This window comes from Kamptonema sp. PCC 6506 (assembly GCF_000180455.1).
Taxonomy (GTDB): domain Bacteria; phylum Cyanobacteriota; class Cyanobacteriia; order Cyanobacteriales; family Microcoleaceae; genus Kamptonema; species Kamptonema formosum.
This window is the reverse complement of sequence record NZ_CACA01000016.1, coordinates 1-20,735: the sequence shown is the minus strand read 5'-3', so window position 1 is coordinate 20,735 and position 20,735 is coordinate 1. Positions and strand designations below refer to the sequence as shown.

The window sequence follows — 20,735 nt, the reverse complement described above, 5'->3', positions numbered from 1 at the left end:
TTAGATGATTTTGCTAGAAGGTGGCAAAACCAAGCGGCGGGTGGTTAAGTGTATGTAATATGTAGGTAGGGTGAAGCGCAGCGTAACCCTACTCTCTCAATTAAAAATTAAATATATTCAATCGCTGCAATACTCTCATTATTTCTCTTGCGATCGTTGATGGAATTGTTAGGATAGGGATATGGAAACTAATGCTATTACATTTTGGGCAATCGTTTTGGATTTCTGGTGTAAATTTCATATAACTTTCGCCCAACTTCAATCGGAATACCTGCTAAAGGATAAAACGCTTTGATAGCTTCAGTCCCTCCCGAAAATACGATGCTAAGCAAATCCATCAAACTCTGAAAACGTTCGGGTTCATTACATTTTATTTCCTCAAACTCTGCCTCAATAATTTCAGGGTTAGAGGCTTCTGGCTCAGTTGAGTCAGTAGGAGTCGAAGATTTATTGTGTAATTCTTCTAAAACTTGCCTTAGCTGATCTAAAGCTTCAGCAAAGTCCAATTCCTGTGCATAATTGTGTTCGATGTAGGTATCAACTTGCTCAAAGACTTGAACCTTCTTAGCTTTGGGAAAGTTATATTTAGAGGCTTCTGACATAGCTAATTCTCCTGTTTATTCTTTGGATTAGTTGTGGTCGATGAAGTTTTCGACTTTTTCAAAAATTTGAACTTTCTCAGCATTGGGGAAATGGTAACTGGTTGGGGTACCTCTTTTTTCAAATTTTTCTTGTATTTTTAGCGGAGAAACTTGGGCGATGTCATAGTTGTAGAAGCCAGAACGTGACTGGATGGAAGCGATCGCCTCCAAAGGTCTTTCAACAACTATAATTGTTTCTGCAAGTTTTCTCAAACGTGATAAGACTTTAGCATTACCTAATATCTTAGCAGCATCTATTGCATTTCTACAAATATCTTCATTTAGGCTTTCAAGAGCATTCTTGAGTTGATCGACTACCTCTTGACTCTCTTTAAAATCTTGTAGAAAGTCAATTGCCTCCTTTCGGATAGAGTGTTCATCATCTTTGAACGCTGTTGAAATAATACTGGATAAACCAACTTTTCCTTGAAATTTTTGCAGTCCACCAAGCGCCAGTTTGCGAGCATCTTTATTTCCCGTTTTTAGGGCATCTTCTAAAATAAGTATCCCTTTGCGATTGTTAAATTTACTTAATGAGTAAGCTGCATAGAGACGGATAGAGAATTCTTTGTCCTTCAAAGCTTTGTACAAATTGGGTAGGTCTTTAGAGTCACCTAAAAATCCAAGACTGAATATTACTTCCTGCCGAACCTTAATTGCTTTACTTTGCAACAATTTTCTTAGGTCAGGTAATGATTCTACTGCATTCAGGATGCGTAACGATCTAATAACTTCTTCTTTACGAACATAATCCTTATCTTGTAGGGAGCGAATAAGTGCGTTAATAGCTGAACGATCCTGAAGTCTCCCCAAAGCATTAGCAGCAGAAGAACGCACAATCTGGTCATCTTTAAATAAAGCCTCAATGAGAACTGGTACTGCTCGTATGTTCCCCATTACTCCTAAATAAAGTGCCACACTAGAACGAACAGAGATTTCTGGATCGCTTTGCAAGAGATGGATAAGAGCCGTTACACCATCCTCTAACACATCGGAATCTAGCCAGATTACTAAATGACCTATTGCAGAAACGGCGTTTGAGCGAACGATCCAATCACTCTCTGATAAAGCACCGATCAAGATAGGAATAGCTGCGGCATTCTTTGTTTCACCCAGAAGCTGTAGAGTATCTCTTTTGGTATCGGCATTGCCATTATTAAACTCTTCATTCAGTAATGCAATTACTTCTTGAGGAACGCGCTGTCCTAGAAATTCAGCCGCCTTAGTTTTTACAGTATAATCGTCATGCTTGAGCGCACTCTTCAAACAATCAATCGCGGCTCTTCCTTCTAATTTTCCTAAAACATCTATAACAAAACTACGCACTAAAAAATATTCATCATCTAGCAGTTGACAAAGGTTTGGTGTGGCTTCTGAATCACCTAATTTTCCCAATGACTCCACTGCTTTCTGACGAACCCAAGAATCCTTATCTTTTAAAGCCTCAATCAAACACTTTAAAACTTCAACATTTGCAAAGTTCCCTAATGCTCGTGTAGCACGCCAACGAGTATCAGAACATCCATTTTTCTGAATATTAAACAGGAAGGGTAAGGCATTCTGCGACTGAGTTTGTTCTAAAAGCCAGATTATAAGCGATGGCTGGAAACTTTTTTGAAGAATGATGTTTACAGTAGCTTGTTGTAGAGATAGGGTAGCTTCCCCAGCTAACCTTGCTCCCAAATACAAATCTACCTCCAGTGCCAGTTTCACCATCCGCACTGCTAATGCCTCAGACTCCACAAACGAGATCGCCATTGCTAGCGGTTCCGTCCACTTTAGATAATTCAAGTAGTAATATTGCAGTTTCTCATCACTCAATTTTTCCAACCGTAGCGCTAGCCATTCCGCCGCATAGTATTCCTGGATTAGTTGATGCTGAAAACTAACTTCCCTATCAGAAACTCTTTCCAAAACGTGATACTTAACCAACTCTTCAATCCGGGATGGAGTACTATAAAGATCACCAAACTCTTCAGCAAGGACTTTTTCTGCTGGCTCATCAAAGATGATCAAACCAGGATCATTTGGCTCTGGAGAGTTCAGCATTGTAAACGCCAGATGTTTTAGCCAAGGATTCCAAGCTTTACGACGCTCATCAGAAACGGGTGCGCCTTCCTTGTATTTTCTGAAAGCCTGAAAAAATTGACGGAATGCTTGTCCCAAAGTATCTACAACAGTATCGGTCTTCTGAAACAATTGATACAGCATCCACAAAACAAATGGTGTGCGGCTTAACTCTCGGTTGTCTCGGCTCAATAATTGCAACACCTGTTGCGCTTGACCAGGCATACATTCTTGCAAAAAGCGATTGATTTCTATAGAACCAAGAGGCTGTACTTGCAATCGTCTTTTAATACCTAGATCGCCGTTTCCTAGCTCTCGTGTTGTGCAGATGAGTGGAATCTTAATCCGATCGCACTCCTCACGAAATGTTTTCAGTTCTGTACGAACTGTGTCTGCTGGCATCTCGTTCAAGCCATCTAAGAGTAGAATCAGCCGTTTCTGAAACAATAGTTCTTCAACTTCTGAAATTGTTAGTCGAAGTTGTGGTTTAAGTGCATTTCTAATCAGAGTCAACATTCCTGAAGGATCTTCAGAGCTAGAAAAACTGACTTTATACCTTTTCAAAGGAACCAGCACAGGAATTCGAGGTTCTGGTTTCTCAAGTTCTTTCTTTGCAAAGCTGACCAAATAATGTAAAAGCGCGGTTGATTTGCCGACACCAGGGGAACCTACCAGCAAAATATGCTCAGATTCAATGTAATTCTGGATTCCTTGAAATATTGGTAGTGAGACTATTTGTGTCTCTTTCTTTTCCTTTTTCTGTTCCTCTGGCTTTTTCTCCTCTTTCTGTTCCTCTTGTCTTTTCTCCTCAGTTTGCACAATCTGCTTAAATGAGAAGGTGGCCTGTCGATCCTCGATCGTTTCGGTCAACGAATCGACCGTCCACCATTTCTCGTAGCGGCGACAGATTTCTTGTAGATAGCGCTGAAACTCGCTAGAGGCAATCATGTAAAAGTGATAATACTTTTAATTTTGATTCACTCGGAATCAATCTTCACTAATAATCTTAGGCACTCTGAAAAAGTCACCATCTTGCTCTGGTGCAGCCGCTAAAATTGCTTCTCGATTAGCAAAGGGTTCCAAGTCATCCGCTCGCGTCACATTACTAACATCGATCGCTCTTGTCGTAGGTGGAACATCACTTGTATCTAATTCGCTCAACTGCTCGAAATACTCCAACATACTACTCAATTGAGTCGTAAATTGCTCTTCTTCTGCCTGCGTTAGTTCCAATCTCGCTAGATGAGCAACCTTACGCACTTGTTCGTTATCAATTTTCATGTCTAATTTGTTAGTAGTTAGTTGTTAGTGGTTAGTGGTTGGTGGTTAGTTGTTATACTAAATCCGGCTTAAATGCCCTCTTTTTTTTCAGTCCGCGCAGGCGGACTTTGCTTGTGTAGTAGCGGTTTCAACCGCCAAGTCGAATATAACAACAGACAACTAACAACTAACAACCAACCACTAACAAGATTTAGAAGTATACATCAATCTGCGATCGCCCAGAAGTTTTGAGCCAATTTTGCACTTCAATGTAATTATTGGGCGCAAGTCTGATCGCTTCCTTCCAGTATTCAGCAGCCTTGTCAAACAACTCTTCTGCTGCTTCTTCGTTGCCAGCTTCTTTTTCTCTTTCCCCTTTGTAATGGTAAATTACAGCAATATTATTCAGTGCTTGCGGCATCCGGGGATTGAGATCGATCGCCTGAGCGTAATAACCCAAAGCTCGATCGTGTTCGCCATTACTAGCGTGGATTAGTCCCATATTATAGAGAATATAGCCGCGATCGTAAGGGTCATCCTCTAGAGTCAGAGCTTCATTATAGTTATCCAGCGCTTCGGCATATTCTCCATCTGCTTGAGCAGACATACCATCGCGGTAATAAGCAAAAGCTTCTTTCGCTCTTTTATTAGTAGGCAGAAGCTTGAGAAGGATGTCTGCCATTACCGTAAAGCTTTTATCGATAAAGTTATCGTTGCGTTGAGTTCTAGGCATATTTTAAAGATGGAGTTTGGAGGTAGTGACTCTGATTATCCGATCTGCGGAAGTTTTTGCTTCCCATTCTTAATAATTTAACCCCAATTGACGTTACTAAAGAACGAACTCTGCTAAAACTGTCTCATGCCATTTGTCAGAGTTGCCCCCTTGAGATCCGTACCGCTCAAGCTAGTGCCCGCTAAAGCGGCAAAACTCAGATCGGCATTTGTGAGTACGGCCCCATCGAGATTAGCACTCCGCAGGTCAGCACCGCGCAAGTCTGCACCTGACAAATTTGCCCCGGTCAAATCTGCACCGATTAAGCTGGCTTGAGATAGGATCGCTCCTTGTAATTGTGTAGGATAAACTTCGCAGACATTAATGCAACTAGGCTTGTCCAAGTCAATTAAATTCAGTTTCGCGCCGATCAGATTAGCTCTGGTGAGGTTAGCTTCCGTCAAATAAGCACCACCGAGATCCGCCCCGCTTAAATCTGCACCGCTGAGGTTGGCTCTCTGTAAGTGGCTTCTGACCAAATAAGCCCCCTGAAGGTTGGTTCCTCTCAAATCAGCTTGCTGAAGATTGGCATATAAAAGGTTTGCCTCAGTGAGGTTGGTGGTAGTGAGGTTGGTTTTATAAAGATTTGCCCCCCGCAAGTCAGCACCTTGTAAGTTGGCATAACGCAAGTCGGCATTTTGTAAATTGGTGTGGTTGGGTTTGCGGCGATCGAAGTTGTGAGCTTCCAAGCGGCCGGGAGCGGCGTAGGCCAACCGTGCCTTTTGGAGGTTCGCCCCGTAAAAGTTCGCACCTGCTAGGTTGGCGGCGCTGAGATCGGCTTTGACTAAGGAAGCTCCCTCTAGGATAGCTCCCCGCAGGTCAGCTCCTAGCAAGTCAGCATCTTCTAGGTAAGCTCTTCTGAGATTGGCACCCCGGAGGTCTGCACCTATGAGGTTGGTGCGACTGAGGTCAATTCCTGCTAAGGATATCCCTCGGAGGTCGCATCCGGGACATTCCCTAGTGTCGATTAACCTTCTGTAGTGGTTGGGGTCTGCGGCTTTTGCGTGTGTTGTTAGCAATAGAGATGCTAAGAGTGCGATCGCGGCTAAAGTTTTGTATTTCATCTCAATTTTGGTTATTTCTAAACCGGGCTAACAATTCGTCACGGGAGGTTTGAAGCAGCAGTTGGGCAAACTCTTCTGGTAGTAACTCAAGCATGGGCTCAATTACAGCCGAAAGTTCCTCATCTAAGGAGCCAAATCGGACTCTGAGCAGATTCTCTATGGTAGCGCGGCGTTCAGCCCGGATTCCTTGCTGCATTCCTTGCTGCATTCCTTGCTGCATTCCTTGCTGCATTCCTTCCCGTAAGGTATCTTCGCGCCATTGCAGATAAGCTGGTGATAATTGCATGATTAACTCCTGCTCCTGTTGAGTTAAATTCTCCTTACTTTCTAAGTTGATACGCCAGACATATAGCAGTTCTAGAACGTTGCTGCGTAAGGGGTTTCCTTGAGGCAGTGAGATCAGTTCGTTGATTGCTTGCTCTTGAGTTGCGCCTCTTCCTAGAATTCTCAGCCATAGAGTTTCGGGTGTTGGCGGCAGTTGGTTAATTGCCACGATCCCGGTTTTGAAGGCTTCGGCTGTCAAGTACACGCCTTGAGGCCAATTGTTAGAGTCTATTTTAGCTCCAAAACTGTCCACCAAGGCGGCGGAAGCGGAGGTGGTCAGAATCCATAAGTGCGGAAGTTCTGTTTCGGGTAGGGAGTCGTCTTCCCGTCGCGATCGCCTCTGCAATTGAGCTTGGAGAGAAAATAGCTTGAGGATACATTTGCGTATTTCTGTTTTGCTGGGTTGATTGCGGAAAGGTTCGAGCAGGCAAGGATTTAAGGTAAGTTGACCCAGTAATCCTAACCTTTGGCGATCGGCAGCGCGATCGGGAGCGGGGGCAAACCAGAGATCGATTTGACGGACTTCTCCGGGTACTTCGCGACTGATTTCTACGGTTCCGAATGGTGTGAGGAGCTCTTCTAAATATTGTTTGGCAAATTGGTCGTGAGGCTGTCGTGTCATTTCGGTTGGTTCTACCTCGGCTGCCCTGATTATTTCAACTAATAATTTTATAATGAAATTATCCCGGAACTTTTATCTAGAATGAAACGCATGGCTTTGAATCCCAACATTATGCAAGCCGTCGAGCAACTGGGCTACCGCGTTACCGTTGGCGACGTAGCGGCCAAAGCTGGATTAGATGTCAATTTCGCTCGAAGAGAACTATTAGCCCTCGCTTCGGATGCTGGCGGCAATTTACAAGTTGCAGAATCAGGGGAAATTGCTTACTCTTTTCCCCAAAATTTTCGCGATATTTTACGCAATAAATTTTTCCGGTTACAGGTACAGGAATGGTGGCAAAAAGTTTGGCGGATTTTATTTTATTTAATTCGCATTTCTTTTGGTTTATTATTGCTGGCTTCCCTGATTCTAATTTTTGTTTCTATTACGCTCCTCCTCAGCGCCCTCAACTCCAGTGATAACAATAATTCTGGTGGCAGAGAAGGCGGCGGATTTGGAGCTATGCCTTATTTTTGGTCTAATGATTGGTTGTGGTTCTTTTACTGGAACTCAGACCCTTATTATCGCCGGACACGCCAAGCTGCGGGAGAAGAAAACCAGATGAATTTTCTGGAATCTGTTTTCTCTTTTATCTTTGGAGATGGCAATCCTAATTATAACTTAGATGAGCATCGCTGGCAGGCGATCGCAACTGTAATTCGCAACAACCAAGGGGCAATTGCTGCTGAACAAATTGCACCTTATCTCGACCAATTTGGTAAAGGATATGCTGTAGAATATGAAGAATATATGTTGCCTGCTTTGGCTCGATTTGACGGTCGCCCAGAGGTCAGTCCCGAAGGGGAAATAGTCTATCATTTCCCAGAATTACAAACTACAGCAGCTCAGAATCATCCTCAACCAGTGGCATCATATTTGCGAGAATTACTCTGGCGATTCAGTGAAGCTAGTTCGGGTCAAATTCTGCTGGCATCAGGGTTAGGAATAGCGAATTTAGGCGGTGCATTAATTTTGGGTCAGCTATTAGCTAGTAGCCCTATAGTTGCTAAGCTAGGTGGATTGATTATCTTTGTCCAAGCTATTTACCCAATTCTGCTGGTCTATGGCGCGGCTTTTTTAACAATACCTTTAATTCGCTACTTCTGGATTAAATGGCGAAATAGCCAAATAGAAGCTCGAAATCAAGAGCGGCAACAACGGGCCGCTATTTTAAATAAACCCAATCCTACTTTAAAGCAGAAGCTTAATTATGCTCGTCAGTTTGCCGTCGAAAATGTGATTTCTGGTCAGGATTTGGCTTACACAACTGAGACGGATTTGCTCGAACAGGAATCAGAACAATCAGCAAAGTTAGATGCAGAATGGCAGCGGCGGCTAAATCAATCAGATAGTTAAATGTTAACGGTTAACTGTTAACGGTTAACTGTTAACAAATATTTGGGTTATGCTGTCGTTCAACCAAATTACGTTCTTACAATCAGCTTTTCTCTGTTGGGAATTATAAAGTGGGATTGTCTGTTATCAATTACCAATTATTCATTGTTCTCTATCTTCAGCATTGCAAGACGTTTGATGGCTTGGGAGCGAACTGTTTCTGCTGGGTCTTTAGATAATCTGATGAGAAGTTCCTCCTGCACAGCAACTCGCGCAATCCGCTTGCGGATGTGGCGTGGTATGCAAGTGGGATCGAGTAATGGAGATATCTCATTAATTGTTACTTGGGAATGTGAGGCAATTGCTTCAATCAGCAGAATTGGATAAAAGTTTCGAGGCTCAAACCATGAAAGATTACTTCGTATTAGAGAAGCAGCGGTGAGAAGAAACTCAGCACCATATACGGGATTTTTAACGACTGCTAATGCAATACGAATATTATCCTCTGTTTCAAATGTAGAGGGAAATAAAGCTTGTAATGCACTAGCAGGAGTATGGGGATTTTCAGCAACAGCTTCACGAACAAAAATGTGCTGTGATGAGGCAAGGAGAACTAAATCTTCCACTGAAGTAGATTCAGACTTTGCAGCATCGGATGCAATTTTTGGATCGTTAATGCGCTTCATTTGTAATTTTGGCTGAGTTTAGCGATATACAAAGACGAACTTATGCACTGGAAACATTAAGGAACAAGCAGGTAATGGAACTATACTATCAACCTCTTGTATAAGCACCCTTATTATAGAAATAATTCAACTCTCACTGACAATTTCAATATCAGCTATTTCTTGCTGTCTACTTTGAGCCATTACCCAATTACCTGATTTACCAGCAGCGTTGTCACCCCGTCAGGTGGCCACTACCAATTACCAACAACAGTTTTTATATCTGGATGTTCTCGGAGTACCAGGTCGTGAATAAATTCGCTATAATCATCTTTCATTGGAAGTTCCATATCAACCTTAATTCGCCTTCTTACTGCAAATACTTTCTCTCCTGCGATCGGACTAATTCCTTCTTTCTGGTACGATTCCCAATACAAACCTATGCCACGCTTTTGCCAGTTGGGTAGGTCGTTAAAATTAATTTTAGCTTGTTGATAAAGTAGTTCATTTTTATCGCTAACAGAAAGTCTGTCTAGTTTTTCAGTTGCAGTTATAGCATTTTCACCACTTCTTCGTAGCATCCAGTAACAGTGAGCGTTTAAAGCATTCCGATGAGCATCTTCATTCCGCCAACGGAAATAATCCACTACCAGATTGAGGGTAGGGAGTTGGGAAATCCGACAGTCGAATGCAGCGATACTACCTAGTAATAGTGAGAGCTTCGCACTTGCTTCTCCTGCAAAAATAGAATTTAGCTTTCGCAACTTGCGACTAAAACTCTCTTCATTTCTGTGTAGTAAAAGTGAAATTTCATCGCTTTGTGTGTAGCCGTAGACTATACGAAAACCACAATTCATTAGATGTTCTACCGTAGCCACCATATAATCTCGAAATTGAGGATCGAAGGGAGCTTCAAACTTATGGATTTCCTTCGTTAAGCGTGTAAAGTTACGCCCATCGATGCGAGCTACCATAAAAATCTCTGGTAGGACACACAAATCATGGGCTGTCTCGAAAGTTCTTAATTTTTTGTCTAACTCTTCAAACTTCATTAACCCATTCCTCCACTGCAAACTCTCGTTCTGGAGATAGCCGAACATAGTAAAGTTTGTCAAAACCTTCTCTATACTTGGGTATTACTAATCGTGCGTGTGTACCTCTAATTCCTTTTTCTGGAACTTGCTGCTCAGGTTGACGGCTTTGGTTGCGTTGGATGGAATCAGCAATTTTTGACTCAAAGTAATACCCAATAATGTGAAAATCTTGTTTCTTTGATGGCTCAATGTAGCGTTTTCGGTCTTCAGGTGTTGGGTTTGTATTATCTACGACAAAAGACTGAGAAATCTCAAGACAAGTTTCGAGAAGCCGTTTTTCTCGATGCCTAGTTTTGAGCATATCTAGGTTGATGCGGATGTGTGTCTGAAAAAAGCGTTGACTGTAGAAAGTTGATTTGCCACTGGCTTGAATACCCACAAAAATGATTGCTTGCATTACTGATTCAATACCTACTTAAACCCGCTCGCCGTTTAACCTAAATATCTTATCATCTTACCAACTTACCCATTTTAAGCATCTTTCGCTTTACTAGAAGGTTTTGCCCTGCTAGCTTTCTTCACAACTTTAGGACGCTTAAAAATCAAATAATTATGGTCATATTTTGGATCGTGGTGTAAATCGACGAGTTCCCAACCCTCGTCTCCCAATTGATTTACAAATAGATGTAGCGAACCTTCTTTCCAATCTCGCAACTCTTGACCATTCACATACAAGTTAATCAACCTATCCCCAAACGGATAAGGGCTTGCTTCCAGAAATAGATACTCCCACTTTTGCATGGTATCCTTAATTAGTTAACAGTTAACCATTAACAGTTAACCGTTAACTGTTAACTGTTACTGCACTTGAATTCTAGCTAGAGTAGCACCTTGGTAATAGTGCAGCAAAATTTGCTGGTAATTATATCCCTTTTGAGCCATATTGTGAGCCCCCCATTGACTCATTCCCACTGCGTGGCCGAAACCTTTGCCCTTGACTTGAAAAGCAGTTGGCGGCTGTTCGGGATTGGTCGTGGCTGCTACAGTGCCATACTGGGGAGTGACTGTAAAACGGGTACTTCTTAATCCCAATGCTTCCCGCAAAGTTGCGCCGCTGACTACTTTTGACCCCTTATCCCCCACTACTTTCATCGTAATCACGCTGCCAAAAGCAGTAGTTCGCTGGGGCATGATGGAGACAATATTACCAACTCCAGAAATCTTGGTACTCAATTCCGAACGAGAAAAGGTTTTCGTCCACTCGTAAACGGGTGCTCCTTGGTCAAAGTCGGGAACTCCCCGCAGGTAAGGCAATGGTTGCGTCCAAACGTCTTCGACGTTCTCGGTGTGGCCGCCAGAGGAGGAGTGGAATACAGCTAAAATAATTTGGCCGCCGTAGGTCAAAACTTGACCAGCAGTGGCATCAACTGCGGCATAAGTACCGGAAGATTCAGTTTCTAAACCTTTGTAAACTTGCGATATTTGGGTGTTTTCTAAGTCGTAAATGTCAGTTTGGCTTTCTGAGCGCTTATTGAGGGCGTAGGAACGTGCGGCAACGGCTTGGGCTTTCAAGGCTTCTTGCGGCCAATTGCCGCTCATTTCCGCACCCAGGACGCTGTAGAGATACTGTTCGAGCTCGACGTAGTTAACGGCAGTCAAGCCTCCCTTTTGAGGGATGAGGAGAGTTTTACCGCGATACCAGCGATCGCCTATCCAAACATAGCCGTTCCCGGTCGGTTCGATCCACATTTGACCCGCCGCCCATCGAGACAGCGCGACTTTACCAGACTGAGGTTGAGCCGCAAACCCGTTCATAGCTGGTAATTCTCCCAAGGTTTTACCGCTAGCGTCACGGACTAGAGCTTTGGTGGAACTGCCAATTTTCACTTGACTCGCCGCTTCGGAAACGGCGACTCGCAAGATTAGCGATGCTTGTGCTGGGGCTACCATTACCAGCCACAACAGCAGCGATACCCACCAGTGGCGTTTTCCTACTGCTAAAACGAAGGGAGTCAAGAAGAGTCCAGATTTCATGTTGCAAGGAAGAAGCACGAAGGAACAATCGGGAAAGAAGTTAGTAGAATTGAGGCAAGGGTACTAACTGCACTCTGGATATATTTAACATATTTTGTGTAATTTGATTGAGGAAATTTGAGCGTTGCAGATTACTTTTCTTGGAACTAGCTCTGGCGTACCGACGCGATCGCGCAATGTTTCTAGTATCGCTCTTCGCCTGCCCCAGCGAACTGCGGCAAAGGAACTCAGCATTAATTTCTCGGCACTGACATAAATCAGTTAAAATTTTATGCAGGCTGAAATAATCGTTCTAGCTTCTTAGTTGTTGGCAATGGTTTACCTTCAGCTTGACAGCTATCAATTAGTAACTCCAGTACCTCTCGTGCATTATAGATAGCTTCTTCATAAGAATCTCCGTGAGTTACTGGCTGCATTACATCCTCAAATTCAGGCAAAAACACGACAAAGCATCGATCTTCTTCTGACCATTGAATCACAACTGTATATTTCATGTTTCTGTTTCCTCTGCTTCGATTTGCCTAAGCACCTCAATTGTTTCGTTGACTAACTTCTCTAAATATAGTTTAGCATCATTTCCGTCTTTACCAGATATGATAATAGCCTTCGCTAATTTGGGATGCTTCCACTTACTATGACTGCCTTTTGCTGGCTGACAAATGAATCCTGCTTTTTGCAATATACTTTTCAATTCTCTAATTTTCTTAGGCATAAGTGAATGGTAGCCGATTCAGTAGCGGTGTCGATGTCTGTGTAGTTTATGCTATAATCAGAGAGGAAGTAAGTAGAATTAAGGTGTACGCATTCACTGCACCCTGGATATATTTAACATATTTTGTGTAATTTGATTGAGGAAATTTGAGCTTTGCAAATTACTTTTCTTGGAACTAGCTCTGGCGTACCGACGCGATCGCGCAATGTTTCTAGTATCGCTCTCCGCCTGCCCCAGCGGGCGGAACTTTGGCTATTTGACTGTGGCGAAGGAACTCAGCACCAGTTTCTCCGTTCTGAGCTCAAGGTTAGCCAACTTAGTCGAATTTTTATCACTCACCTGCACGGCGACCACATTTTCGGCTTAATGGGTTTATTGGCAAGCTGTGGTTTAGCTGGCAATGTTAAACGCATTGACCTTTATGGCCCGTCAGGATTAGACGAATATTTACAAGCTTGCGTGCGCTATTCTCAAACTCATTTTTCTTACCCGATGAAGGTTCACAAAAATCAGGTAGGAGTGATTTTTGAAGATGAAGAATATATTGTTAGTTGCGGCTATTTGAAGCACCGGGTAACAGCTTTTGGCTACCGCGTGACGGAAAAAGATCGGCAGGGACATTTTGATGTAGAGAAGGCGAAAGCATTAGGAATTCCCTTCGGCCCCTTGTATGGTGAATTGAAAAATGGCAAGATCGTTACTTTGCCAGATGGGAGAACTTTTAACGGCGCTGATTTCTGCGGCCCGGCGCAAAAAGGTCGGACGTTTGTGTATTGTACTGATACGGTTTATTGCGATGAAGCCGTAGAATTAGCAAGAGATGCTGATGTTTTAGTTCACGAAGCTACTTTTTCCCATCAAGATGCACAAATGGCTTTTGATAGGTTGCATTCAACTTCGACGATGGCAGCTCAAGTTGCTTTACGAGCAGGGGTAAAGCAGTTAATTATGACTCATTTTAGTCCGCGTTATGCTCCGGGAAATTCGATCGTTTTAGATGATTTGTTGCAAGAATCACGGGCGATTTTCCCCAAGACAAAGATGGCTCATGATTTTTTGACTTATGAGATCCCGCGCCGTCAAGATGCTGACTTAAATCAAGCACTATCGTCATCATCCGCCGGGATAAAGTCCCCTGGCTGATAGCTTTTGCGATCGCTCTGAGGGGTTAATAAAGTTAATCCCACCAGTAAGAAATAACGACTGCATCCCGATCTTTTTGAGGATTGTTGCCCCAAAGGGCCCCTTCTAATCTAGCTAGTAACCGACGTTTGAGTTGCCAGCTATACTCCTCATTGTTGCCATCACATATTTCAACCGAGTCAGCCCGCCACTTTTTGCCGAAGTCTAAAAGCTGAGACACCGTTGTATCATGGCATTATTCTTAATCTACTTTATTATTAATTATTGTCGGTTCCTAGATTTTCGAGTTTTGGCGATCGCGCAGTAGCTGAGCTAGCGATCGCTAGTATGGTTGTAGGCTACATATAGCGTACTTGCGTAAGTCTTGACTACCAAACTACAGCGCGATCGCTCGGACTTGATATAACTTTTTGACGATCGGGTGGCGATCGGATCGAGTCCAGCTAGTTTAGAATGGTCTAAATTCGCTCAATTTTAAAACCTTGCCTTCTGTGAAGACGGAGCATCTCTAGCAGGTTTAGCTAAACAACTTCATCAACAGCAATTATGACTGATAGCATCCAACATCTGATTGAGCCACACATTCAAGATTTGGGCGGCTTTCAAGCTCGTCGCCTCCTTCCCTCAGACGTTCTCACTCTGGTAGGCCCCTTCATCTTTTTTGACCATCTCGGCCCTGCGACGTTTCCACCAGGTAAGGGTGTGGATGTCAGACCCCATCCCCACATCAATTTAGCAACCGTCACCTACCTATTTGAAGGCGTTGTGCTGCATCGCGATAGTGTTGGTAGCGTTCAAGAAATCCGTCCCGGTGCAGTAAACTGGATGACAGCAGGACGAGGCATTGTCCACTCAGAACGCACGCCAGACGATGAACGCAATCAAGGAACTATTGTGCATGGTATTCAAACCTGGGTGGCGCTTCCTGATGAGTACGAAGAAACTGAACCCTGGTTTCGGCATCATCCAGCAACCGATCTGCCTGCTTGGGAAGAGAAAGGAGTTTCATTCACTCTGATTGCGGGCGATGCTTACGATCGCAGTTCCCCAGTACAAACATTTTCACCGATGATTTACCTGGATGTGCAACTAGCTCAGGGAACGCAATTTACCTTGCCGGGTGATTACAGCGAACAGGCGGTTTACAGTGTAACCGAGGGACTGGCGATCGACGGGATGCCTCTGGAACAACATCGCTTAGCGGTTCTAACTCCAGGCACATCGGTAAACGTTTCTGCCTCTGCTAATGCTCGTTGTGTTGTGGTTGGGGGTGAACCTGTGGGTGAGCGTTATAAGTGGTGGAATTTTGTTTCAAGTCGGCGCGATCGTATTGAGGAAGCCAAGCAGGATTGGAAGGAAGGGAGATTCGATCGAGTTCCTCAAGAGACAGAATTTATTCCATTGCCAGAAGAGCCGCAACCTAAAGCAGAACAGCCGTTGTAGGAATGGCTGGAGCAATCTAATCGAGGAAGAACTAATTGAATCTAAAGTTTTGAGGCCAAGATTCAGTATTTCATAAGCGATCGTTCCTCTACCAAGATACATTATGAAGAATGTAGAAAATATTAATTTTTGAGACAATCATCATACCCTCCACCCCCCGGAGTCTCGATCGCAAACACATCCCCAGGCCGCATTTCCACCGTCGCCGTACCCCCTAATTCTTCCACAGTTCCATCACTTCTTTCAACGTAATTTTTCCCCAGAATACCATCTTCCCCACCATGCAAACCATAAGGAGAAATTACCCGCCTTCCTGATAAAATACCCGCCGTCATCCCCTCCCGAAAACGAATCCGCCGCACTACCCCATTTCCCCCAGAATGATATCCACTTCCCCCACTATTGGCGCGAATTTCAAAACTTTCTAGCAACACCGGAAACCGCCATTCTAATACTTCTGGATCGGTTAGACGAGAATTTGTCATGTGAGTTTGTACCGCATCCGTACCGTTAAAATCAGCACCCGCACCGGCACCACCACAGATAGTTTCATAATATTGATAACGCTCATTTCCAAAGGTAAAATTATTCATTGTTCCCTGAGAAGCGGCCATCACTCCCAAGGCACAATACAAAGCATCAGTAATATTCTGCGAAGTCTCCACATTTCCCGCAACCACAGCAGCAGGATAACGCGGATTCAACATACATCCTTCAGGAATGATGATTTCTAAGGGTTTCAAACATCCAGCATTTAAGGGAATGTCATCATCTACCAAAGTGCGAAAGACATACAACACGGCAGCTTTACAAACGGCTGCGGGAGCATTAAAGTTACTGTCTTGCTGAGATGAAGTGCCTGTAAAGTCAATCTTGGCACTGCGACTAGATTTATCAATAGTAATTGCTACTTTAATTAATCCACCAGCATCCATTGGATAAGTAAATTCGCCATTTTTTAAGATGTCAATTACCCGGCGCACTGACTCTTCAGCATTGTCTTGCACATAACCCATATAAGCTTGTACCGTTGCCAACCCATAATGCTCTACCATCTTAATAAGTTCTTGCAATCCTCGCTCATTGGCGGCAATTTGTGCCTGCAAGTCTGCTAGATTTTGAGCAGAGTTGCGAACTGGGTAATTGTCAGATGTTAAAATTTCTAGTAATTCTTTTTCACGCAAAATACCTTGGCTAACTAGCTTAAAGTTATCGATCAATATACCTTCTTCTTCAATAGATTTACTATGGGGAGGCATAGAACCTGGAGTCATGCCACCGATGTCGGCATGATGTCCCCTTGATGCTACATAAAATATAGGTTTTTCAACGGATTTGACGGATGGTTTATCGGTGGAATTAGTAATTTTTTTGGTTGTAAAAACAGGTGTAATTACAGTAATATCAGGTAAGTGCGTACCACCGTTGTAGGGATTATTGGAAACATAAACGTCGCCCGGTTCGATTTCGTTACCTTTGGCATTAATTAAAGCTTCCACGCTTTCACTCATTGAACCTAAATGCACGGGAATATGAGGTGCATTGGCAACTAATTGGCCGTTTCCATCGAAGATGGCGCAGGAAAAATCAAGCCTTTCTTTGATATTAACTGAAGAACTGGTGTTCTGCAAGGTGATGCCCATTTGTTCGGCAATTGCCCGAAACAAATTATTAAAAATTTCCAACCTCACGGGATCTTTAGCTGTGCTACAATCGCTATAAGCTAGCTGAATATTCGCTGATTGCCGTTTTAAAATCAAATAATTGCGATCTGTCAATTCCCCCTGCCAACCTAGTTCAATAACATTCGTACCCGTTGCCTCAATAATAATCGCAGGGCCAATAATGCAATCGCCAGACTGTAAATATTCCCGCCGATAAACTGGTGTATCATACCACCGATCGCCTGCATACATTCGTACAGTAAAAACAGAGGATAAATCGGTTTCAATCGAGATAGAAACTTCTGGTTCCTCTAAAATTTTTATCTTTTCCACAACTTCCACCGAAACCGCTTCGACAATTAACGCTTTTTCTGCTATAATAAAACCGTATCTCTGTTGGTGTGCGGCTTCAAATTCCGATGCGATCGCAGCGATATCGTCAGCGAAATTAACCAGCAATACGGAATCACTTCCCCGATACTTTAAATGCAGCTTGCAAACAACCTCTATCTCTGCGTCTTTGCGGTTTAGTTCCCTTTTTCCCTCTGCTTCTAACTCGGCAAATACTGACTGCAATTCTGTTAATAATTCACTATTTAACTTGGCTTCAACTGCCTTTTCCCGCATCACTCGGACATCCGCCAAACCCATCCCATAAGCGGATAAAACGCCCGCATAAGGATGGATAAATACCTGTTTCATCCCCAAAGCATCAGCGATCGCGCAAGCGTGTTGACCGCCAGCACCTCCGAAACAGCACAAAGTATACTCACTTACGTCATAACCGCGCTGAAGTGAGATTTTTTCGATCGCGTTCGCCATTTTTTCAACTGCGATCGCCAAAAAACCCGCCGCCACCTGTTCCGCTGTTCGGCCATCTCCGTAAGCGTAGCCAGCCGTAGACATCGCGATCGCCAATTCCTCAAATTTCCGCCTGACAACCTCTACATCCAGCGGTAAATCCCCCTGCGGGCCAAACACTTTCGGGAAAAATTCGGGGTGAATTTTGCCCAGCATCACATTGCAATCAGTCACCGTCAGCGGGCCGCCTCTGCGATAACAGGCGGGCCCTGGATTCGCGCCTGCGGACTCCGGCCCTACCCGGTAGCGGGAACCGTCAAAAAATGCGATCGAACCGCCACCGGCCGCGACGGTGTGAATGGCCATCATGGGCGATCGCAACCTTACCCCAGCAATTTCTGTTTCAAATTCCCGTTCGTATTCACCATTAAAATGCGCGACATCAGTTGATGTACCGCCCATATCAAAACTAATTATTTTGTCAATTCCCGCCCTTAAACTTGTTTCTACTGCGCCAACAATTCCGCCTGCGGGGCCAGATAGAATGCTATTTTTTCCTTGGAATTTGTCAGCAGCAACTAACCCGCCGTTGGACTGCATAAACATTAAATTAGGATAACTTTCGCCTCCCTGCGTTATTGATAATTGACTCGTAAATTGCTCTACATATCGCCGTAAAATCGGAGATAAATAGGCATCGACAACGGTAGTATCTCCACGCGAAACCAGTTTCATTAATGGGCTAACTTCGTGAGATACTGAAATCTGGGTAAAACCAATTTCTCTGGCAATTTTGGCAACTTGTTTTTCATGGTCGGGGTAACGATAGCTGTGCATAAATACAATGGCACAACTGCGGATTCCTTGATTATACGCTTGTTGTAAAGAGGCAATAAATTCTGTTTTGACAGGTGTTAATTCTTTTCCGTCGGCGCTGTAGCGTTCTTCTACTTCCACCACTTTTTCATACAGCATTTCTGGTAAAACAATCTGAAGTGCAAAGATATTAGGACGATTTTGATAGCCAATTCTCAAAGCATCCCGAAAACCTTTAGTAATAATCAATAAAGTGCGATCGCCTTTTCTTTCTAATAAGGCATTTGTAGCGACAGTCGTACCCATTTTTATGACTTCTATTTGTGCCGATGGGATGGGTTCACGATCGGAAATTCCTAATATATCTCTGATTCCCTGACAAGGTGCATCCGTGTAGCGATCTGGATTTTCTGAGAGTAATTTATGGATCGCTAATTTACCATCGGGGCGCTTAGCAACGATATCAGTAAATGTGCCGCCGCGATCGATCCAAAATTGCCACTTTTTGTCAGAATCATTAGCCATAATTTCACCTATAATTACCGTAACGCTGCCCTCTGCGTGGTTGCTTTACCGCCCAGAGGACGGCGTTACAAAGTTCTTAACCCACTCTCGAAATAACCTGCGAATTGCCCTTCTGCTTTCTGCGATATTTTGTTGCACAAAATTAGGTATTTCTTTTACAGGAAAGTTAGGAAATGCCAAACTAAACTCCGATTCGATATACTCTCCAGATTGCAGGTGATAAACTTGTAAAACTCCATTCTCGTAACGCCAAATTTCAGGTACTCCTAAACGGGCATAAATTGGCTGTCTATTTAATGATTTGCTGGTATAATCAATTTCTAATACCAAGTCTGGCGGTGGATCTTGATTTAAGTCAATATCCAGTCTTCCACGCACCATAATTTCATTCTGGATGTAGAAGCAATTATCGGGTTCCGCACCCGCCAACCTATCTTGTCGTTTCCAAGTTGTCGATCCAAAACTTGCATAGTCAATTTCTAGTTCATCTGCTAATTCTTTGATTAAATCCCCGATAATTTCTTTATAACCTTCATGTTCCGGTAATGGCATAACAATTTCCAGCGTACCTCTATCATAAGCAATTCGAGATGAGCGAGTCTCCCCAATTTCAATTAGTATATTCTCAAATTCGTCCCAACTAACGTTATGAAGTAAAACTTTTCCTTCTAGAGGCATTGTCACAGTCATAACTAAACTTCCTTGCAGATAAATTGACAATCCATTCCATGATTTACACCTGCCATAACACCGCCCTTTCGGAGGTTTCTTATCGCTCAAATATCGGTGCTACAGATATATATTCAATTTTAGCACAGCGTTGCCAGAGCTAATCGCCTGGCTAACATTATAAACAACGAATTCCTGCTTCTAAACCCTGACAAACACCAGCCAGGAAATCTAAATTTAAAGTATCAATTTTATCGCTTTTCTGATGATAGTGAGGATTCCTCATATTAGCAGTATCTGTCACCATTATTGCTCGGTATCCTCTATCCCAAAATGGAGCATGATCGCTCCTCCGCGTATCAGGTACAATTAAACCGCGATTCGGGACTGGCAACCACTCGCAATTACTCCCAGATTGGCGAATGTTTCTACTCAAATTAATCATATCTAGAATTGTTCGCAAATTGCCAATTAAAGCAATGAAATTGCCACAATTGGGGTAAAAATATTTTAACCCAGTTGGGTAGCTCTGGGAATTAGGAGTATTATCATAATAACCCAACATTTCCAAGGCAATCATTAACCGCAAAGGCTGATTTTCTGCTTGCAGCTTAGCCGCATAATGGTTACTACCTAAGAAACCGTATTCTTCCATGTCAAAAGCAATTAATTGAACGGGATATTTAAGCGGTTGAGATGCGATCGCACTCGCTAATTCTAACAACACTGCCAGCCCCGTACCATTATCATCCGCTCCCGGCGAACCTGGTACTGTATCATAATGAGCTCCAATTAAAATTGGGTGTAATTTATGACTACTCCCTCCCTTTTTAAAGGGGGGATCTCCACCAGGTAAACTCAAAATTAAATTGTGATGAACTTTCCCCCGTACCTGAAACTCGTCAAGTTCAACATTTCCCCACTGTTGTAGCTGTTGGCGGATGTATTGCTGAACATAGAAATGTCCAGCCGAGGCAAAATAGGGGTTGCGATCGCGCACAATTTGAGTAAGATGGTTGTACAAACGCTCTTTTAGTTCCAAGGTGCAATTCTCCTGAGCCTTCAGACTTGGCTTGATTTAATAGGATAAGAACAGACTAATGGC

Annotated in this window: 21 protein-coding genes; 4 read left to right on the top strand and 17 right to left on the bottom strand. The window is 43.3% G+C overall.

Annotated features, from left to right (window positions below):
* Window positions 1-197: 197 nt before the first annotated feature.
* From OSCI_RS00990 to OSCI_RS00965, 6 genes are all read right to left on the bottom strand, one after another.
* On the bottom strand, window positions 198-602 hold the full coding sequence (locus OSCI_RS00990; RefSeq protein ID WP_007352968.1) for a hypothetical protein: 405 nt from the start codon (window positions 600-602) through the stop codon (window positions 198-200).
* Window positions 603-629: 27 nt separating this feature from the next.
* A complete protein-coding gene (locus tag OSCI_RS00985; RefSeq protein WP_007352967.1) occupies window positions 630-3,656 on the bottom strand; it encodes a HEAT repeat domain-containing protein in 3,027 nt (1,008 codons plus the stop codon).
* A gap of 39 nt (window positions 3,657-3,695) precedes the next feature.
* On the bottom strand, window positions 3,696-3,989 hold the full coding sequence (gatC, locus tag OSCI_RS00980; protein ID WP_007352966.1) for an Asp-tRNA(Asn)/Glu-tRNA(Gln) amidotransferase subunit GatC: 294 nt from the start codon (window positions 3,987-3,989) through the stop codon (window positions 3,696-3,698).
* Between the two features lie 190 nt (window positions 3,990-4,179).
* Window positions 4,180-4,701 carry a photosystem I assembly protein Ycf3 gene (locus tag OSCI_RS00975; protein WP_007352965.1) on the bottom strand — a complete coding sequence of 174 codons (522 nt, stop codon included), beginning with the start codon at window positions 4,699-4,701 and terminating at the stop codon, window positions 4,180-4,182.
* A 113-nt stretch (window positions 4,702-4,814) separates the two neighbouring features.
* A complete protein-coding gene (locus tag OSCI_RS00970) occupies window positions 4,815-5,804 on the bottom strand; it encodes a pentapeptide repeat-containing protein (RefSeq protein WP_007352964.1) in 990 nt (329 codons plus the stop codon).
* A 1-nt stretch (window position 5,805) separates the two neighbouring features.
* The gene (locus tag OSCI_RS00965; protein ID WP_007352963.1) at window positions 5,806-6,750 is read right to left on the bottom strand and encodes a hypothetical protein; all 945 of its coding nucleotides are present in this window, start codon (window positions 6,748-6,750) and stop codon (window positions 5,806-5,808) included.
* 90 nt (window positions 6,751-6,840) lie between these two features.
* Here OSCI_RS00965 and OSCI_RS00960 point away from each other — a divergent pair, with 90 nt between their 5' ends.
* On the top strand, window positions 6,841-8,145 hold the full coding sequence (locus OSCI_RS00960) for a hypothetical protein (protein WP_007352962.1): 1,305 nt from the start codon (window positions 6,841-6,843) through the stop codon (window positions 8,143-8,145).
* Window positions 8,146-8,282: 137 nt separating this feature from the next.
* Here OSCI_RS00960 and OSCI_RS00955 read toward each other — a convergent pair whose 3' ends face one another.
* The 5 genes from OSCI_RS00955 to OSCI_RS00935 all read right to left on the bottom strand — a co-directional run bounded on the left by OSCI_RS00955 (window position 8,283) and on the right by OSCI_RS00935 (window position 11,857).
* Window positions 8,283-8,810 carry a hypothetical protein gene (locus OSCI_RS00955; protein ID WP_007352961.1) on the bottom strand — a complete coding sequence of 176 codons (528 nt, stop codon included), beginning with the start codon at window positions 8,808-8,810 and terminating at the stop codon, window positions 8,283-8,285.
* Between the two features lie 233 nt (window positions 8,811-9,043).
* The gene (locus OSCI_RS00950; protein WP_007352960.1) at window positions 9,044-9,841 is read right to left on the bottom strand and encodes a tRNA(His) guanylyltransferase Thg1 family protein; all 798 of its coding nucleotides are present in this window, start codon (window positions 9,839-9,841) and stop codon (window positions 9,044-9,046) included.
* Complete coding sequence (locus tag OSCI_RS00945) at window positions 9,831-10,280, bottom strand: AAA family ATPase (RefSeq protein WP_007352959.1); 450 nt, start codon at window positions 10,278-10,280, stop codon at window positions 9,831-9,833. Before OSCI_RS00945 ends, OSCI_RS00950 begins: the two co-directional genes overlap by 11 nt.
* Window positions 10,281-10,354: 74 nt before the next feature.
* Window positions 10,355-10,624, bottom strand: a complete 270-nt coding sequence (locus tag OSCI_RS00940) for a hypothetical protein (RefSeq protein WP_007352958.1) — start codon at window positions 10,622-10,624, stop codon at window positions 10,355-10,357.
* Window positions 10,625-10,681: 57 nt separating this feature from the next.
* Window positions 10,682-11,857, bottom strand: coding sequence for a SpoIID/LytB domain-containing protein (locus OSCI_RS00935; RefSeq protein ID WP_007352957.1), 1,176 nt, complete (start codon window positions 11,855-11,857; stop codon window positions 10,682-10,684).
* Window positions 11,858-11,981: 124 nt separating this feature from the next.
* On the opposite strand from OSCI_RS00935, the gene OSCI_RS31820 reads away from it, so the two are divergent.
* Window positions 11,982-12,113, top strand: a complete 132-nt coding sequence (locus tag OSCI_RS31820; RefSeq protein WP_267879556.1) for a hypothetical protein — start codon at window positions 11,982-11,984, stop codon at window positions 12,111-12,113.
* 13 nt (window positions 12,114-12,126) lie between these two features.
* On the opposite strand, the gene OSCI_RS00930 is transcribed toward OSCI_RS31820, so the two are convergent.
* Both OSCI_RS00930 and OSCI_RS00925 read right to left on the bottom strand, forming a co-directional pair.
* A complete protein-coding gene (locus OSCI_RS00930; RefSeq protein WP_007352956.1) occupies window positions 12,127-12,351 on the bottom strand; it encodes a type II toxin-antitoxin system HicB family antitoxin in 225 nt (74 codons plus the stop codon).
* Window positions 12,348-12,569, bottom strand: coding sequence for a type II toxin-antitoxin system HicA family toxin (locus tag OSCI_RS00925; RefSeq protein WP_007352955.1), 222 nt, complete (start codon window positions 12,567-12,569; stop codon window positions 12,348-12,350). Before OSCI_RS00925 ends, OSCI_RS00930 begins: the two co-directional genes overlap by 4 nt.
* Window positions 12,570-12,722: 153 nt before the next feature.
* On the opposite strand from OSCI_RS00925, the gene OSCI_RS00920 reads away from it, so the two are divergent.
* Window positions 12,723-13,712: a ribonuclease Z gene (locus tag OSCI_RS00920; protein WP_007352954.1), complete on the top strand. Its 990-nt coding sequence runs from the start codon at window positions 12,723-12,725 to the stop codon at window positions 13,710-13,712.
* 34 nt (window positions 13,713-13,746) lie between these two features.
* Here OSCI_RS00920 and OSCI_RS00915 read toward each other — a convergent pair whose 3' ends face one another.
* Window positions 13,747-13,932 carry a hypothetical protein gene (locus OSCI_RS00915; RefSeq protein WP_007352953.1) on the bottom strand — a complete coding sequence of 62 codons (186 nt, stop codon included), beginning with the start codon at window positions 13,930-13,932 and terminating at the stop codon, window positions 13,747-13,749.
* A gap of 326 nt (window positions 13,933-14,258) precedes the next feature.
* On the opposite strand from OSCI_RS00915, the gene OSCI_RS00910 reads away from it, so the two are divergent.
* A complete protein-coding gene (locus OSCI_RS00910) occupies window positions 14,259-15,155 on the top strand; it encodes a pirin family protein (RefSeq protein WP_007352952.1) in 897 nt (298 codons plus the stop codon).
* A 122-nt stretch (window positions 15,156-15,277) separates the two neighbouring features.
* Here the strand turns inward: OSCI_RS00910 and OSCI_RS00905 are convergent, their stop codons facing one another.
* The 3 genes from OSCI_RS00905 to OSCI_RS00895 all read right to left on the bottom strand — a co-directional run bounded on the left by OSCI_RS00905 (window position 15,278) and on the right by OSCI_RS00895 (window position 20,672).
* Entirely contained in the window at window positions 15,278-18,961 is a 3,684-nt protein-coding gene (locus OSCI_RS00905) for a hydantoinase B/oxoprolinase family protein (protein WP_007352951.1), read from the bottom strand.
* A 45-nt stretch (window positions 18,962-19,006) separates the two neighbouring features.
* Window positions 19,007-19,651, bottom strand: coding sequence for a Uma2 family endonuclease (locus OSCI_RS00900; RefSeq protein WP_007352950.1), 645 nt, complete (start codon window positions 19,649-19,651; stop codon window positions 19,007-19,009).
* Between the two features lie 157 nt (window positions 19,652-19,808).
* Window positions 19,809-20,672 (bottom strand): M20/M25/M40 family metallo-hydrolase, encoded by an 864-nt coding sequence (locus OSCI_RS00895; RefSeq protein ID WP_007352949.1) that lies wholly within the window; start codon window positions 20,670-20,672, stop codon window positions 19,809-19,811.
* Window positions 20,673-20,735: the final 63 nt, after the last annotated feature.

What these genes read in the sequence shown, in the direction of transcription:
- OSCI_RS00935 (WP_007352957.1), bottom strand. Translation starts at nt 11,857, where the DNA reads ATGAAATCTGGACTCTTCTTGACTCCCTTCGTTTTAGCAGTAGGAAAA.
- OSCI_RS00945 (WP_007352959.1), bottom strand. Translation starts at nt 10,280, where the DNA reads ATGCAAGCAATCATTTTTGTGGGTATTCAAGCCAGTGGCAAATCAACT.
- gatC (WP_007352966.1), bottom strand. Translation starts at nt 3,989, where the DNA reads ATGAAAATTGATAACGAACAAGTGCGTAAGGTTGCTCATCTAGCGAGA.
- OSCI_RS00940 (WP_007352958.1), bottom strand. Translation starts at nt 10,624, where the DNA reads ATGCAAAAGTGGGAGTATCTATTTCTGGAAGCAAGCCCTTATCCGTTT.
- OSCI_RS00990 (WP_007352968.1), bottom strand. Translation starts at nt 602, where the DNA reads ATGTCAGAAGCCTCTAAATATAACTTTCCCAAAGCTAAGAAGGTTCAA.
- OSCI_RS00960 (WP_007352962.1), top strand. Translation starts at nt 6,841, where the DNA reads ATGGCTTTGAATCCCAACATTATGCAAGCCGTCGAGCAACTGGGCTAC.
- OSCI_RS00955 (WP_007352961.1), bottom strand. Translation starts at nt 8,810, where the DNA reads ATGAAGCGCATTAACGATCCAAAAATTGCATCCGATGCTGCAAAGTCT.
- OSCI_RS00950 (WP_007352960.1), bottom strand. Translation starts at nt 9,841, where the DNA reads ATGAAGTTTGAAGAGTTAGACAAAAAATTAAGAACTTTCGAGACAGCC.
- OSCI_RS00970 (WP_007352964.1), bottom strand. Translation starts at nt 5,804, where the DNA reads ATGAAATACAAAACTTTAGCCGCGATCGCACTCTTAGCATCTCTATTG.
- OSCI_RS00900 (WP_007352950.1), bottom strand. Translation starts at nt 19,651, where the DNA reads ATGACTGTGACAATGCCTCTAGAAGGAAAAGTTTTACTTCATAACGTT.
- OSCI_RS00930 (WP_007352956.1), bottom strand. Translation starts at nt 12,351, where the DNA reads ATGAAATATACAGTTGTGATTCAATGGTCAGAAGAAGATCGATGCTTT.
- OSCI_RS00925 (WP_007352955.1), bottom strand. Translation starts at nt 12,569, where the DNA reads ATGCCTAAGAAAATTAGAGAATTGAAAAGTATATTGCAAAAAGCAGGA.
- OSCI_RS00910 (WP_007352952.1), top strand. Translation starts at nt 14,259, where the DNA reads ATGACTGATAGCATCCAACATCTGATTGAGCCACACATTCAAGATTTG.
- OSCI_RS00985 (WP_007352967.1), bottom strand. Translation starts at nt 3,656, where the DNA reads ATGATTGCCTCTAGCGAGTTTCAGCGCTATCTACAAGAAATCTGTCGC.
- OSCI_RS00965 (WP_007352963.1), bottom strand. Translation starts at nt 6,750, where the DNA reads ATGACACGACAGCCTCACGACCAATTTGCCAAACAATATTTAGAAGAG.
- OSCI_RS00905 (WP_007352951.1), bottom strand. Translation starts at nt 18,961, where the DNA reads ATGGCTAATGATTCTGACAAAAAGTGGCAATTTTGGATCGATCGCGGC.
- OSCI_RS00975 (WP_007352965.1), bottom strand. Translation starts at nt 4,701, where the DNA reads ATGCCTAGAACTCAACGCAACGATAACTTTATCGATAAAAGCTTTACG.